The sequence below is a fragment of the Sodalis sp. RH20 genome (assembly GCF_047324205.1).
In the GTDB taxonomy this organism is placed as follows: Bacteria; Pseudomonadota; Gammaproteobacteria; order Enterobacterales; family Enterobacteriaceae; genus Acerihabitans.
In genome coordinates, this window is record NZ_CP178733.1 from 40,001 (window position 1) to 55,064 (window position 15,064).

Annotated in this window: 14 protein-coding genes; 6 read left to right on the forward strand and 8 right to left on the reverse strand. The window is 58.4% G+C overall.

What is annotated here, in order from left to right:
- Positions 1 to 101: 101 nt before the first annotated feature.
- The 3 genes from glgX (at position 102) to ACL2XM_RS00205 (ending at position 3,998) form a co-directional block, all read left to right on the forward strand.
- Positions 102 to 2,399 (forward strand): glycogen debranching protein GlgX, encoded by a 2,298-nt coding sequence (gene glgX, locus ACL2XM_RS00195; protein WP_410013779.1) that lies wholly within the window; start codon positions 102 to 104, stop codon positions 2,397 to 2,399.
- A 274-nt stretch (positions 2,400 to 2,673) separates the two neighbouring features.
- Positions 2,674 to 3,507, forward strand: a complete 834-nt coding sequence (locus ACL2XM_RS00200; protein ID WP_410013780.1) for a hypothetical protein — start codon at positions 2,674 to 2,676, stop codon at positions 3,505 to 3,507.
- 20 nt (positions 3,508 to 3,527) lie between these two features.
- The gene (locus tag ACL2XM_RS00205) at positions 3,528 to 3,998 is read left to right on the forward strand and encodes a GNAT family N-acetyltransferase (protein WP_410013781.1); all 471 of its coding nucleotides are present in this window, start codon (positions 3,528 to 3,530) and stop codon (positions 3,996 to 3,998) included.
- A gap of 92 nt (positions 3,999 to 4,090) precedes the next feature.
- On the opposite strand, the gene speG is transcribed toward ACL2XM_RS00205, so the two are convergent.
- From speG to ACL2XM_RS00240, 7 genes are all read right to left on the reverse strand, one after another.
- Positions 4,091 to 4,636: a spermidine N1-acetyltransferase gene (gene speG / locus ACL2XM_RS00210; RefSeq protein ID WP_413732064.1), complete on the reverse strand. Its 546-nt coding sequence runs from the start codon at positions 4,634 to 4,636 to the stop codon at positions 4,091 to 4,093.
- Between the two features lie 62 nt (positions 4,637 to 4,698).
- Positions 4,699 to 5,028, reverse strand: coding sequence for a DMT family transporter (locus tag ACL2XM_RS00215; protein ID WP_410013783.1), 330 nt, complete (start codon positions 5,026 to 5,028; stop codon positions 4,699 to 4,701).
- A 193-nt stretch (positions 5,029 to 5,221) separates the two neighbouring features.
- Positions 5,222 to 6,337, reverse strand: coding sequence for an ABC transporter ATP-binding protein (locus ACL2XM_RS00220; RefSeq protein WP_410013784.1), 1,116 nt, complete (start codon positions 6,335 to 6,337; stop codon positions 5,222 to 5,224).
- Between the two features lie 33 nt (positions 6,338 to 6,370).
- Entirely contained in the window at positions 6,371 to 7,198 is an 828-nt protein-coding gene (locus ACL2XM_RS00225) for a carbohydrate ABC transporter permease (protein ID WP_410013785.1), read from the reverse strand.
- Positions 7,191 to 8,051 (reverse strand): carbohydrate ABC transporter permease, encoded by an 861-nt coding sequence (locus tag ACL2XM_RS00230; protein WP_410013786.1) that lies wholly within the window; start codon positions 8,049 to 8,051, stop codon positions 7,191 to 7,193. The genes ACL2XM_RS00225 and ACL2XM_RS00230 overlap by 8 nt, the downstream gene beginning before the upstream one ends.
- Before the next feature lie 19 nt (positions 8,052 to 8,070).
- The gene (locus tag ACL2XM_RS00235) at positions 8,071 to 9,336 is read right to left on the reverse strand and encodes an ABC transporter substrate-binding protein (protein WP_410013787.1); all 1,266 of its coding nucleotides are present in this window, start codon (positions 9,334 to 9,336) and stop codon (positions 8,071 to 8,073) included.
- Between the two features lie 34 nt (positions 9,337 to 9,370).
- Positions 9,371 to 10,384 carry a Gfo/Idh/MocA family protein gene (locus tag ACL2XM_RS00240; RefSeq protein WP_410013788.1) on the reverse strand — a complete coding sequence of 338 codons (1,014 nt, stop codon included), beginning with the start codon at positions 10,382 to 10,384 and terminating at the stop codon, positions 9,371 to 9,373.
- Between the two features lie 372 nt (positions 10,385 to 10,756).
- Between ACL2XM_RS00240 and ACL2XM_RS00245 the strand changes: the two genes are divergently transcribed.
- The gene (locus ACL2XM_RS00245; RefSeq protein WP_410013789.1) at positions 10,757 to 11,440 is read left to right on the forward strand and encodes an N-acetylmannosamine-6-phosphate 2-epimerase; all 684 of its coding nucleotides are present in this window, start codon (positions 10,757 to 10,759) and stop codon (positions 11,438 to 11,440) included.
- Positions 11,441 to 11,442: 2 nt separating this feature from the next.
- Positions 11,443 to 12,330 carry an ROK family protein gene (locus tag ACL2XM_RS00250; RefSeq protein ID WP_410013790.1) on the forward strand — a complete coding sequence of 296 codons (888 nt, stop codon included), beginning with the start codon at positions 11,443 to 11,445 and terminating at the stop codon, positions 12,328 to 12,330.
- Between the two features lie 33 nt (positions 12,331 to 12,363).
- Here the strand turns inward: ACL2XM_RS00250 and ACL2XM_RS00255 are convergent, their stop codons facing one another.
- Positions 12,364 to 13,125 (reverse strand): GntR family transcriptional regulator, encoded by a 762-nt coding sequence (locus tag ACL2XM_RS00255; RefSeq protein WP_410013791.1) that lies wholly within the window; start codon positions 13,123 to 13,125, stop codon positions 12,364 to 12,366.
- 256 nt (positions 13,126 to 13,381) lie between these two features.
- Here ACL2XM_RS00255 and ACL2XM_RS00260 point away from each other — a divergent pair, with 256 nt between their 5' ends.
- Positions 13,382 to 14,938 carry a methyl-accepting chemotaxis protein gene (locus tag ACL2XM_RS00260; RefSeq protein WP_413721296.1) on the forward strand — a complete coding sequence of 519 codons (1,557 nt, stop codon included), beginning with the start codon at positions 13,382 to 13,384 and terminating at the stop codon, positions 14,936 to 14,938.
- The last annotated feature ends 126 nt before the right edge of the window (positions 14,939 to 15,064 follow it).

Here is a 15,064-nt window from a genome sequence, read left to right on the forward strand (position 1 = left end):
TATTGATTATCTGACTGTCCATCGCATGCTGGCAGACCTTGCGGGCGGCGGTCGGCATTGTGACTGGATATACTAAAAATTATGCGCAGGAGACGAGTTTGATGGCTAAGGGATCGTCGAAGAAGGTTAACGAAATTGTTATTCCGACCACTACCACCACCATGGCGAGCAAAGTGGATAATCAGGTGGTGGTGACCATTGATAATAAAGGGGTGCGCATTGCCCATCCCAATAGCGATCATGACATTATCAGCCGCCTGGACGCGGATCGCAAAACGCGCGTCAGGGAAGGCATGCCGGTACCGCTGGGAGCAACCTGGGACGGACTGGGCGTCAATTTCGCCATTTTCTCCGCCCACGCCACCAAGGTGGAGCTGTGCCTGTTCACCGAGGAGGGGGAGGAGTATGACCGGATAGAGCTGCCGGAATATACCGACGAGGTCTGGCATGGCTACCTGCCCGACGCGCGTCCCGGCCTGCTGTATGGCTATAGGGTGCACGGTCCTTATGCCCCCGAGGAAGGACATCGTTTCAACCCCGCCAAACTGCTGCTCGATCCCTATGCCAAACAGATCTGGGGCGAGCTGAAGTGGGATGACGCGCTGTTTTCCTACGATTTCGAGGCGGAAGATAAGGATCTGAGCCTGGATGAGCGCGACAGCGCGCCTTTTATGCCGAAATGCCGGGTGATCGACCCGGCGTTTTCCTGGCCGTCCAACGGCAAAAGTTTTATCCCCTGGGAAAAAACGCTTATTTATGAAACCCATGTGCGCGGCTATACCATGCGCCACCCGGCGGTGCCGGAGCATCAGCGCGGCACTTTCTCCGGCCTGAGCACGCCGCAGATTGTCGATTACATTAAATCACTCGGCGTGACCGCCATTGAACTGATGCCGATCCACGCCTTCGCCGACGATCGTCATTTGCAGGAAAACGGACTGCATAATTTCTGGGGCTACAATACCCTGTGCTTTTTTGCGCCCCATCCGCAATATATGGCCACCTCGACGGTCAATGAATTTAAACAGATGATCGCCACGCTGCACGCCGCGGGCATCGAGGTGATCCTGGATGTGGTGTACAACCACACCGCCGAAGGCAACGAGCTTGGGCCTACGCTGTCGCTCAAAGGTATCGATAATGCCAGCTACTATCGCCTGTTCCCCGAGGAGAAGCGTTATTACATTAACGATACCGGCACCGGCAACACCATTAACCTAAGCCACCCGCGGGTACTGCAGATGGTGACGGATTCCTTGCGCTACTGGGCCACCGAGATGCAGGTGGATGGCTTCCGTTTCGATTTGGCGACTATCCTTGGGCGCGAGGCGTACGGCTTTGACGAGGGTTGCGGCTTTCTGGACACCTGCCGCCAGGACCCCATCCTGAGCCAGTGCAAGCTGATTGCCGAACCCTGGGACTGCGGCCCGGGCGGCTACCAGGTGGGTGGTTTTCCGCCGGGCTGGTCGGAATGGAACGACAGATATCGCGATTCGGTACGTAAATTCTGGCGCGGCGACGAAGGGCAACTGGCGGACTTTACCACCCGTTTGGCCGGATCCGCCGATATCTTCAATCATCGCGGCCGTAAACCCCATGCGTCGGTAAACTTTATCACCGCCCACGATGGTTTTACGCTTAACGATTTGGTGTCCTACGAGCATAAGCATAACGACGCCAACGGCGAGGATAACCGCGACGGCCACAGTGATAATATTTCAGCCAACTATGGCGTCGAAGGCCCCACCGACGACCCGGCGATTAACGAGCTGCGGCTGCGCCAGATGCGCAATATGCTGGCGACGCTGATGTTCTCGCAGGGTACGCCGATGCTGCTGGCGGGAGATGAGTTTGCCCGTACCCAACAGGGTAATAACAATGGCTATTGCCAGGATAGCGATATCAGCTGGGTAAACTGGGAGATCAACGATAAGGGCGAATCGCTGATTTTATTTACTTACCGGCTGATTGCCCTGCGCAACCGTTTTCCGATTTTGCATCGCGGGCGTTTTCTCAGCGGCAAGCTCAATGAGAAGCTCAATATTAAGGATGTGACCTGGGTGCAGCCCAACGGCGAGGAAATGTCGGAGGAGGCCTGGGGCGACGCCAATCTGAAGAGCATCGGCATGCTGCTGGACGGTCGCGCGCAGCCTACCGGGCTGCTGAGGGTGGGATCGCAGAGTACCGTGCTGTTGTTGTTCAGCGCCTCGCACGAGAATCTGGTCTTTACCCTGCCGGAGGTGGCGCACGGGTACGGCTGGCGGCATATATTTGATACCTTTCAGCCGGATGATATCAATGAGCATAGCTTTGGTTTCGGCCATGCCTATACCTGTCCGTCGCGGACGGTGGTGCTGTTTGAACTGGTGAATACCAAGACCACGATGGTGGTGGCTTAAGCCGGCCTTAAGCAAGTAAGGCGTTAGCGGGCCTGCCACGTCGCGGGGCCCCGGTCGGGCGGGGGAAACCCGCCCGCCCCCCTGGCCACGTTTCCCCATCACGACCTCTGCTGTCAACCCTGCGCACTCTTTTCACGTTTTTTTGCTAAATATTCACGCCCCGCTGCCGATACTCCTTAAACGCAAACCCTTTGGAACGAGTTAATCGGAAGGATAACCGTTGCCCTGTTGTGGCTACCGAACAACGGCAACATGCCATGGGACTTGAGATGAGATGAATACGTTCCCCCACAGCGCCTTAAGATTTATCCGCCAGTTTGACTTTGGCGACGATCTGCTGCTGGACGCGGTCTATTTGATGCTGCGCAATCCTTTTCTGACGCAGGCGACATTAGCGCGCGAATTCAATCTGAGTTTTATCCAATCGGATGTGTTATTCAAAAAGTTGATTGAAGTTAATAAATTCCTAAAGACTAATTATTATGCCATGTCTTATGTAGCCAATAACAGAATCGCTGATGCCGTTAAGCTTTGGTCTAACCATCACCGCTCGGATCAGGGCGCGGCGTTGAAGCTTGATGCGCAGATCCATGATAAATTAATTGACCTGGCGCCGATTTTTTTTGATAAGCGGCAGGAACTGGTCTTTACCGACGGTTACGGGTCCTATTTCCAGTTCAATAAAGATACTGAAATCACGTTGATGGTTAAAGGGGTGCTGAGTAAAATTCTTGAACCTTATCAGAAGGTTATTTTAGATGCCGATTCAGTCAAGGCCTTTATTCTTGAGCAGGTCGACATCATGCGCGATGTGGCGGCGGTGTCCGGCCAGGATGTTGATATCCGGACCACGGTGATCAAGGCGGGCTGGAATGTAAACCTTATTACGCCGGAACGGGTGATTATCGCCGATAAATGCGGCTGTAAGGCGGCGATCACCTGTATCAATAAGACCCTGCCGACCAATACCCTGCAAAAAAGCAAAATTAACTACGGTTGCGATATTTCAGTTTATCTGGATAACGCGATGTCTTTGGTGGATGATTTTTACGTTAACTGCAGTTCTGAGGTGTTCAATACCAGGGAATTTTATAATATAAATATATAAAAGTCACCGCAAGGAAGGGTATGGACGTGCGCATCATGCCGGTTGAGGCCAGCGACCCGGAGTTTGCCCGCCTGGTCGCCGCGCTCGACGCGTATTTAATACCGCTGTACCCGGCGCAAAGCAATCATGGCCTGCCGATCGGCGCGCTGCGCGCAGCCGGGGTGCGGGTTTGGCTGGCGCGGGCGGGCATGCGGGCCGCCGGCTGCGTCTGCCTGTTTGTGGGCGAGGATAAGCTGCCGGAGATCAAACGCCTGTATGTCGATCCGGCTTTTCGCGGCTGCGGTATTGCCTCGGCATTACTGACGCGGCTGGAGGGTTGGGCGCGCGGCCAGGGATTTCGCGACCTGTATCTGGAAACGGGCATTTACCAGATGGATGCCGTGGCGCTGTATGAAAAACAGGGCTTCAGCCGCGTCGGCCGTTTTGGCGCTTACCCGGATGATCCCCTGAGCCTCTATATGCATAAGCCCATTGCGGATAATGTCTTTTAAGCGCCCTTCGCGCCAGGCGCCGCATTTTGGGTTCGCTTGCCGCGACAGGCGGCTCCCCATGGCGCGGGCGGCGCCAGCCGGGTAGCATCCTGTTATCTTTTCTTACTCGCCAGATATTCGTTCTGGAAAATACACATCCGGATGGTGTTGCGGTATTCGCCGTTGACAAAATATTCTTTCAGCAATACGCCTTCGACCTTGAAACCCAGCTTGCCGTAGATATGGATGGCCTTCTCGTTTTCCTGATCGACAATCAGATACAGCTTATGCAGGTTAAGCACCATAAATCCATAGTTCATGGCCAGCTGCGCGGCAATGCTGGCATAGCCGTGCCCCTGATGGGCCGGGTCGACCAGGATCTGGAACTCGGCGCGGCGATGGATATGATTGATTTCAACCAGTTCCACCAGGCCGATGCCCATACCTTCCTTATCGATGATAAACCGCCGTTCGCTTTGGTCATGGATATGCTTGTCATAAAGGTCGTTAAGTTCGACAAAAGCCTCGTAAGGTTCCTCGAACCAATAACGCATGACAGTTTCATTATTATCCAGCTGATGAACGAAATGCAGATCTTCCCGTTCTAATGGACGAAGCTTAATATTATAACTATGCGATATTTCATTTTCCACAATCATGATGGCTGCCAGGCATGCTTGATTATATTCCCCATAATAAAAATAATGATATTATAAGCTAATTAATGATTAGTGGTTTTAGAAATAACATTCATGACCAAAACACCACCAATGATCATGAACATACCGAGTATGGCATAGATATCGAGCTTTTGGTCAAAAAAGAAATAACCTGAAACGGCAACAAATACAATGCCTAAGCTTGCCCATGCCGCATAAGCGACGCCCACGGGCATGGTTTTGAGTACTTGGGAAAGCAATATAAAAGAAATACAATACCCGACAATAACGATAATGGAAGGGTACATTTTGGTAAAACCCGCGGAGGCTTTTAACGAACTTGTGGCTATGACTTCAGAAATTATTGCTATTAACAGGTACAGATAGGTCATAAGATTATTCTTTCGGTTTCTAAATGGCTACTGATATTATCATAGCCCGCCTGCAGAAGAAAATTGGCAATATTATGACAAATTCAGTGAATAATCTCTGTAATCATTGCTCTAACGTGGACGTGTTACGGGCAACGGTAACGGATGGGCGCGGGGGTCGCCGCCGCCGCGCCGCCGCCCACGCCGCCGCAGGCTAAATATCCACGGTGCGCCGGAAAGCGTTGCCCGCGCCGTCAAACAGGTGCGCCTTGTCGGCGGGGATGGCGAGATCCACCGTATCGCCCAATGCCAGGCGCCGGTCTTCCCCGTGCCGGAGTATCACCGGCTCGCGGTCCGGCAGTGCAATGTATAAATAAGCCGCTTCGCCCAGATGTTCAATGTGCTGGATACGCCCCGACAGCTGCCGGTCCTGCGGCGCGCACAGCCGCAGGTGCTCGGGACGGATGCCCACACAGACGTCGTCGCCGTCGGCGAGCCTGGCGTCGACGCAAAGCTCGACGGCGTCGGTTCCGTCCAGGGTGACCGTCGCCCGGTCGGCACCGGCGCCGGTTAACCTCGCCGCCAGGAAATTCATTTGGGGCGACCCGATAAAACCGGCGACAAAGCGATTGACCGGGTGGTGATACAGCGCCAGCGGATGGCCGACCTGGGCAATGGAACCCTGGCTGAGCATGGCGGCGCCGCTGTTGAGCAACACGATTTTATCAGCCAGCGTCATGGCCTCCACCTGATCATGGGTGACATAAATCATGCTGTTGCCCAGCTCATGATGCAGTTTGGCAATCTGGACCCGGGTGGCGACGCGCAGCGACGCGTCCAGGTTGGATAACGGCTCGTCGAATAAAAAGACCTCCGGGTCGCGCACGATGGCGCGGCCAATGGCCACGCGCTGGCGCTGGCCGCCGGACAGGGCCTTCGGCAGGCGGTCGAGCAGCGGGTCAAGCTGAAGGATGCCGGCGGCGTCGTGCACCCGCCGCGCTATCTCCCGCTTGTCGACCTTGGCCAGCTTCAGGCTGAAGGCCATATTGTCGAAAATGGACATATGGGGGTACAGGGCATAGCTCTGGAACACCATGGCCACGCCGCGCTCCGAAGCCGGCAGGCGGTTGACTACCCGGTCGCCGATAATAATATCTCCCGAACTGATGGTTTCCAGCCCGGCTATCATGCGCAGCAAGGTGGATTTGCCGCAGCCCGAGGGGCCGACAAACACACAGAACTCCCCATGCTCGATATCCAGGTTGACCCCGTTGATGACCTGGGTGTTGTGATAACTTTTAAAGACATTGCGTAAGCGTATGGCAGCCATCGTCCGGCTCTCCTGTTGTAGGGTGGTCGGGCGTTATTTCACGCCGCCCATGGTTAAACCCCGGACCAGATGTTTTTGCACCAGCAGTCCCAGCACCAGCATCGGCAGCATAACCAGCGTGCCGGCGGCGGTGAGCGGCCCCCATTCGGTGCCCTGGAAGGTGAGGAACGAGGTGATGGCCACCGGCAGGGTCTGGGTGGATTCGCCGGACAGGGTGAGCACGATCTGGAACTCATTCCAGATAAAAAACAGCGTCAGCACCCCGGACGCGGCCAGCCCGGTACGGGCCAGGGGAAGAATGATCCGGGCGAAGACCTGCCATTCGCTGGCCCCGTCCACCAGCGCCGCCTCGCGTAATTCCGGCGGAATATCCTCGAAAAACGTGGTGATCATCAGGATGGTGAAGGGCACGTTGGCGAGGGTATAGACCGCAATCAGCACCAGGTAGCTGTCGGTCAGGCCGAGGGACGTCACCAGGTAGTAGGCCGGCAGCACCAGCATGATCACCGGGGCAAAACGCAGGCTCATGATAAATTGCTTGGCGCGCGCCTTCTTGATGACAAAAAACACCAGCCCGTAGGAGAACAAGGCCCCCAGCAGCAGGCACAGCAGGGTGGCGGCCAGGGAGATCACCACGCTGTTAAAGAAGGCGCGGATAAAATCGCTGTTACCGAGTACGGTGGCGTAGTTGTCCAGGATGGGCGTAAAAAACAGCCTGGGCGGCATGGCGAACGCGTCGATATAGGTTTTGAACGACATCGACACCAGCCAGAAAATCGGCAGCAGGAAAAATGCCAGGATAAGCAGTAACAGGGCATAAAACCCCGCCCAGCGGCCGGTGCGTTTCAGAGAATCAGGCATCTTTCATAATCCGGTTGCTTGCCATGGAGAGCACCAGGATAACCAGCAGCGTGTTGATGATGGCGATCACCACCGCTTCGCTGATGCGAAAATCCTGAAAGCCGGTCAGGTAGGCGAACATGTTGGTGGTTTCGGTGGCCAGCGCCGGCCCGCCGCGCGTCATGACATAAATCAGATCGAACGACTTAAAGGCGTCAATCATGCGCAGGAACAGGGCGATGAGGATAATCGGCTTGAGCATCGGCAGTTTGATATAGGCCAGCAGGCGCCAGCCGCGCGCGCCGTCCAGTTCCGCCGCCTCCAGCGGCTCTTGCGGCAACGAGTCCAGGCCGGCCGATACCAGCAGGATGATAAACGGCGTCCATTGCCAGACGTCGGCGACGATAAGCGACGCCATGGCATAGGACGGATTGCCGAGCCAGTCGACGGGGGCGATGCCCAGCAGGCCGGCCAGGTAATTAAACAAGCCGGCGTTGGGATCGTAAAAAATGCGCCAGATAAGGCCGCCGACGATGGGCGTGACGATCATCGGCAGCAGCAGCAGCGCCCGCGTCAGTTTGCGGCCGGGAAAATCGCGGCTGATAAACAGGGCGACGGCGCATCCCAGCGCCAGCTCGATAAGCGTTGCCGCCGCCACGTACACCAGCGTATGCCACAGCGAAAACCACAGGCGCGGCTGCTGCAGCACGTCGATAAAATTGGCCAGCCCGACAAACCCAAACGGCGGCGGCGCCATCATGTCGATATCGTGCAGCGCCAGGTACAGCGAATAGCCCAGCGTGTAGACCGACACCGCCATCAGTGCCGCCAGCAGCGGCACCGTAAACGCCCAACGTGTAAACGTTGCTTTCATGTTGACTCCGGTCCCGGTTTCACCGCGCGAGGGCTTTATCGTTCTGGCGGTTTGCCGCCGCCATGGCGTCCTCGGCGGACAGGGTGCCGGCCAGGGCCTGGGACAGCGCGATGCCGGTGTTATTGATCAGAATGGTGGCCTGCGGCACCGTGGGCAGGTAGTTGGGATTGCCGTTTTTCAGCGCCGCCAGCATGCCGTCCTTAAACGCGCCGTACTTACGCACGAAGGCCTCGCTGTTAATGGCGCTCAGGGAGCTGACGCCCGCGTTGGGATTAAGCTCCACCGATTTCATCTGCGTTTGCTTGTTGGTGGCCCAGCTGATGAATTGCCATGCCGCCTGCTGGTGCTTGCTGGCGCTGGCCAGGTACAGGCCATGCACCTGCAGCGCCGAGCTGCCGCCGGGATGACTGCCCGGCTGCGCCGGAACCGGGGCGTAGCCGACCTTGCCGACCACCGTCGATTCCCGGGCGTCCTCGTTATAGCCGCCGTTGACCGTGGAATCGATAATCATGCCCGCTTTGCCCTGCTGGAACACCAGGCGGTTTTCCTGCCAGCCGAAATTGGCCGCGCCGATGGGGCCGTAATTCTTCAGGATATTAACGTAGGCCTTGGTGGCCTCGATGGCTTCGGGACTGTCGACGGCGGATTTGCCGTCCTTGATCCATTGCCCGCCATAGCCCCACAGGAATGCCGCCCAGGAGAAGGTGTTATGGATGCCCTGGCCGCCGCGCAGCGTGATGCCGGCCATGTGGCCGCCGCTTTTTTCCTTGAGGGTTTTGGCCGCCGCCAGCAACTGGTCAAAGGTGGTCGGCACCGCGATGCCGTATTGGGCGAACAGGTCCTTGCGGTACATCAGAAACGTGCTTTCGCCGTACACCGGCACGCCGTAATAACGGTCTTTATAGCGCAGCGTATCGGCATAGCTTTTGACGAAGTCCGCGCGATCAAAACCCGCGTCGGCTTTCATCAGCGGGTCGAGCGGGGCGATGTAACCCGCCGAGGCGTAGCCCACCCCATGCACCCAGTCGTCCATGACGACGTCATAGCGGCCGCTTTTGGAGGAAAAGGCCAGCAGCGCCTTGGACGTCAGATCTGCGTAGGGGACGATTTCCGCCTGTACCTTGATGCCAGTCGCCTTTTCAAATTCCGGCAGCATGGCCTTGATGGAGTCGCTGGTGCTATGGCCTTCCAGCAATACGCGCAGGGTATCCTGCGCGTGGGCGCCGCCGGCGCAGAACAGCCAGGTGCAGACGAGCGCGGTAAACCGGGAGAGCGTCGTTTTCATGCGTAAATCCTTATTCAGTGGATAAATGAGGCGATCAGACGGCAACGACCTGACCGGTACGGGCGGATGCCATGATCGCAAGCGTAATCCGTAACGCCTCGTTGGCCTCTTCTCCCGTGGCGACCGTGGTACGGTTGCTGCGGATATCGCTGATAAAGGCCATCAGTTCCTCGCGCAGGTCGCCTTTGATTTCGCCCTGGCTCAGCGGCCAGTGCTGGGTATCGATATAGCGGTTGGCGGTTTCGGATGCATGATAAAGGCCGGACTCGCCGCACTCGATTTCAAACAGGCCGGCGGTGGTCAATATTTCCATCTTGGCGTCCAGCAGGGTCCGTGAACCCGCCGGCAGCGCCCAGGCGCTTTCCAGATTGACCACCGCGCCGTCGGCAAAGCGGATGATGGCGAAAACCGCGTCCTCGGTCCCCAAATGCCCGAGGCGCTTATTGGTGGTCTGGGCGTAAACGCTCACCGGTTTGGTGCGGTGCAACAGCCAGAGGACCATATCCACGTCGTGCACGGTGACATGCAGCGGCAGCGGCAGGCTGCCGCCGTAGCGCGCCGGTCCCTCAATGGCCGGGCTATTGCGCCGCGCCGCGATATGGCTGATCTCTCCCGCCTCGCCGGCTTCAATGATGTCCCGCGCCCGTGAATAGCGCGGGTCGAAACGCAGCAAAAAGCCGATGCCGAGCTTGACGCCGGCGGCATGGGCCGCGCCGACAATCTCCTCGCCGTCGGCCAGGGCGGCGGCGATGGGTTTTTCCAGGAAGATATGCTTGCCGGCCCGGGCGGCGGCCAGGGCCGGCGCCAGATGGAAATCATCCTTGGTGCAGATGCTGACGATATCCAATCCCTCAAGCGTCAGCATGTCCTGATAATCGCTAAAACATTGGATGCCGGGAATAAACGCCTTTACCGCCTCGCAGCGCGCCGGATCCGGATCGGCGATGGCGATCACTTCCACGCCGTAGAGCTGGCTGAACACCCTGGCATGCATGGTGCCCATAAATCCCGCGCCCACCACGGCGACTTTCAGTGTTCCGTCTTTCATCGACTGGCCTCTTGGTTTTTTGTTGGGCGGCGGCCCGGCCGGGTGGCTTCGGGGCCGCGGTCCGCCGCTGTCGCTATTGGTTTTTATAGGATAAGCAATACAATAAGCATGCCAGTTTAAGTCCAGATTAGAGCCAGATGCTTAAAAGGGTTCTATATTATTAACTTAACGAAACTGTTGCGTTTTTATTCCTGAGTATCAGGCTGTTAATCTCACGCTACGCATAACTATTAGCACAATTATTGTGCACTTGAATAGCTTTAAGCACCTTTTTTGTGCGTTGCTCGATAAAATAAAATACCAGTTTACATATTTGGTATTGTTGTGGTTAGCTGGCGGTGCCGAGGTTATTTTTTAAGGAAAACGACGCAGATGACCCTGAATGAACTTAAGCACCGCCTGGTGGTATCCTGCCAGCCGGTGACCGGCGGACCGATGGACCGGCCGGAGATTATCGTCGCCATGGCGCAAAGCGCGCAGTCGGCCGGCGCGGCCGCGGTAAGGATCGAGGGCGTGGAGAATGTGCGTCGGGTGGCCGCCGCGTTGACCATCCCGGTGATAGGCATCGTAAAACGTGATTTAATCGATTCACCGGTGCGTATCACACCTTTTATAGCGGATGTGGAGGATCTGGCGCGGGCGGGCGCGTCGATTATCGCCTTTGACGCCACCGACCGGGTCAGGCCCGTGCCGGTGGCGGAACTCTACCGGGCGGCGCGGGCGTGTCAACGCCTTATCATGGCGGATTGCGCCTGCCTGGCGGACGGCGTGGCGGCGGCAGATCTGGGCTGCGATCTGATTGGCACCACGCTGTCCGGCTATACGGCCGGCACCGCCGATCAGCCGATGGCGCGCCCCGATTTGGCACTGATTGCCGCCCTGGCGGCGCGGGGTTATAACGTGATGGCGGAAGGGCGCATCCGCACGCAGGATCATGCCGCCGCCGCCCTGGCGCAGGGCGCGTTCGCCGTAACCGTCGGCTCGGCCGTTACGCGCGTTGAGCATATTACCCAATGGTTTATCGAGGCGCTGGCACAGGCCGCAACCCGGAGCTGATTATGGCGACTATCGCGCTGGATATCGGCGGCACCAAAATCTCCGCCGCCAGGGTGGAGCAGGGGCGCTGCGTGGAACGGCGGCAAACGCCGATGCGTTTTGACGAGGCCGGGTTTATCACCGCCCTGCGCGAGGTGACCGCGTTTGGCGTCACGCCCGGCATGATCGCGGTAGCCGCCACCGGTTTCGTGCGCGCCGGGCGGGTTTATTCTGTCAATCTGGACACCATCCCCTTTTGGCGCGGATTCCCGCTGGAAGCGGCGCTGCGCCAACTGTATTCCTGTCCGGTAGTGTTGATGAACGATGCCCAGGCCGCCGCCTGGGGCGAGTATAGCGTCCGGCAGGGACGGGTGCGCAACCTGCTGTTTATGACGTTGTCCACCGGCGTCGGCGGCGGCCTGGTGCTTGACGGCGAACTGCGCACCGGCGGGCACGGATTGGCCGGACATCTCGGCCATGCCACGGTGAGCCGCCCGCCGGCCGATGTGATGCCCGGCCGCTGGGGGCCGTGCGGATGCGGCCGTTACGGTTGCCTGGAATCCGTTGCCTCGGGCACCGCGCTGGCGCGCCAGGCCGGGGCGCTGTTCGGGCGGGCCATCGACAGTCGCGCGCTGTTTGCGCTGGCTGCCACGAGCGCGCGGGCAAACGATATCATCGACAACGCGGCGGCGGCGGTGGCCGAGGCCATCGCCAATACGCATATGCTGCTGGATATTGATGAGGTGGTGATTGGCGGCAGCGTCGGGCTGGCGGCGGGCATGCTGGACAGGATCCGCCAGGCGCAGGACGCGTTGCCGCCGCTGGGCCGGGTCGCGGTATCAGGCGCCGCGCTGGGCGCGGACGCGGGGCTTATGGGCGCCGCCGGCTGGGCGCGGCGCGGCGCCGGTTAATGCCCGCCGGCTGTTCCCGGCGTCTGCCGCCCGTCAGTACAGGCCGTCGCGCTGCAGTTCCACCACAAAATCATAACTGTCGCCCCGATACCAGGTATGGGTATATTCAATCGGGCGTCCGTCCTCAAGATAACAGTGGCGTTCCACATGCAGCGCCGCGCTTTGCGGCGGCAGCTCCAACAGCAGCGCATTTTCGGCCGATAACGGTTCCGCGCGCATTCGTTGCAACGCCCGTTTCGGCATATGGCCGCTGCGTTGCAACACCGCGTACAGCGAGTCGCCAAGCCCGTCGAGCGACGGCAGGAAACCCTGGGGGATGACGGCGATTTCCACCGCCATCGGCCGTCCGTCCACGGTGCGCAGCCGTTTAAGGCGGTAGACCAGCGCGCCGGGAGAGAGATTCAGCGCAATGGTTTCCGACGGCGAGGACTGGATCAACTCGCGCTCCAGCCAGATGGCTCCCGGCTGATGGCCGCGCGACAACATGTCCTCGCTGAAGCTGGTTAACGACGATAAGGGTTTTTCCAGCCGGCCGGCAACCTGGCTGCGGGCGCCGCGCCGCTGGATAATCACCCCGTCTTGGGCCAGCTGGCTTAATGCCCGCCGCACCGTCACCCTGGATACCGCCAGGTATTCCGACAGCTCGCGTTCGCTGGGGATGGTATAGCCGCCTTTGATCAGGCCGCCGGCCACCAGTTCCCTGAAACCTTTTTCCAGCCGCTGGTACAAGGCTCCGCCGCTCTGGTTGCGCTCGTTGCAATAGGTCTTCAGTAACTCGATTAACTTATCATCCATAAGGGCGGGCCGCTGGTGCGTGTTTAACGATGTTCACTGATTGTAATCGAAGCCGCCGCGGGCGCATACCCTTACCCGGCATTGTCCTGTCCGGCGAATATCCCCTGGGGTGAAAGGCCGGGGCGAATTGGTACGATAGCTTTGCGTTCAAAAATGACAGGTTGATCACGAAACGCAACTAAACCCGCTGCGCAGTCTCATTATCGTCCTCTGCGTGCCGATAAACCCTTACTTCTCTTTTTAGATGGCTAAGGTCATGAAAAAATTACTCCATTTACCCTTTATGGTGCAGCTATTCAGCGGCTTCGCTATTATTATCGCGTTGATGCTTTGCCTGGGCGGCGTGTCCCTCTACCAGCTCAGCGCCAATAATGACCATATCGACGCCTATCGCAATAACTGGCTGCCCGGGGTGCGCTATACCCTGGAGATGCGCGGTACGCTAGCCGAACTGCGTTTGCAGCAGGTACAATATATTTCTTCTCCGACGGACCAGGATCGGGAGTCACACCGGCTGGAACTGATGCAGGCGGTGGCGAACTTCCTCCGCGCCCAGAATGCCTACCTGGCGCTGAATACGCCCTTAAGCTCCACGCCGTTATTCAGTCAGATCATGGCCAACTTCAATCAGTTCAGCCTGGCGAACGATAAGATGATCGCGGCCATGTCGGAAAATGATGTCACCGGGGCCATCCGCATCAGCGGCGATACCTCGCGCAAATACCGCACCCAGCTGATGGCCGACCTGGCCACCATGGTCGACCGGGAAGTGGGCGGTAGCCAGGAGGCGGCGAGACAGGCGGCCCGGGGCTATGATATCGCCAAATACAGCCTGATGGGCCTGTCGCTGTTCGCCCTGCTGATCTCCGGACTGTTGGCCACGGTGATTTCCCGTAATCTGTGGCGCCAGCTGGGCGGCGAGCCGGCCTATGCCACGTCGATTATGCGTAAAATCGCCGCCGGCAACCTGACCACCGGCATTAAGCTGAGCGCCAAGGACAGCAGCAGCCTGCTGGCCGCGCTCAACGCCATGAGCCAACAGTTGCGCGATACCATCAGCGGCATCATCAGCGGCAGCGAATCCATTTCGGTGGCCTCCGGTCAAATCGCCCAGGGCAATACCGACCTGTCGCAGCGCACCGAAGAGCAGGCGGCGTCGTTAATCCAGACCTCGGCCAATATGCAGCAACTCACGCAGACCGTACACCACAACGCCGATAACGCCAAGGAAGCCAGCGAACTGGCGGTCGCTACCTCGCGCACCGCCACCCAGGGCGGTAAAATCGTGGCGGAAATGCTGACGCATATGCGCGATATTTCCCAAAGCTCGAAAAAAATCGTCAATATCATTGCCGTTATCGAGGGCATTGCTTTCCAGACCAACCTGCTGGCGCTTAACGCCGCCGTCGAGGCGGCGCGGGCCGGCACCCAGGGCAAGGGCTTCGCCGTGGTGGCAAGCGAAGTACGCACGCTGGCGCAGAAGAGCGCCGACGCGGCCAAGGAAATCAAATCGTTGATCGAGGGCACGGTGGACAAAATCAGCGCCGGATCTGAACGGGCGGATAACGCCAGCAAGGCGATGACCGAAATCGTCGACTCGGTGGACAAGGTGGCCGCCATCATCCACGAAATCGCCACCGCCAGTAACGAACAGCATATGGGCATCCAGGAAGTGGGACAGGCGGTGGCCCAGATGGACCAGGTTACGCAGCAAAATGCGGCGCTGGTGGAGCAGGCCGCCGCCGCCGCCCGTTCGCTGACCGAACAGGGCCAGGAGCTGCGCCGGGCGGTGAGTTTCTTCCAAACCGCCTGATGCCGTCGGCGTAACACGCTCCCGCGGCTAAGACCTGGAGAGGGTTTTAGCCGGCGGGAGTTTTTTTATGGCGCTTGGGCATGCTTTCCCTATTTTCGCCGGCTTTGGCGTAAGACATCGTCATGG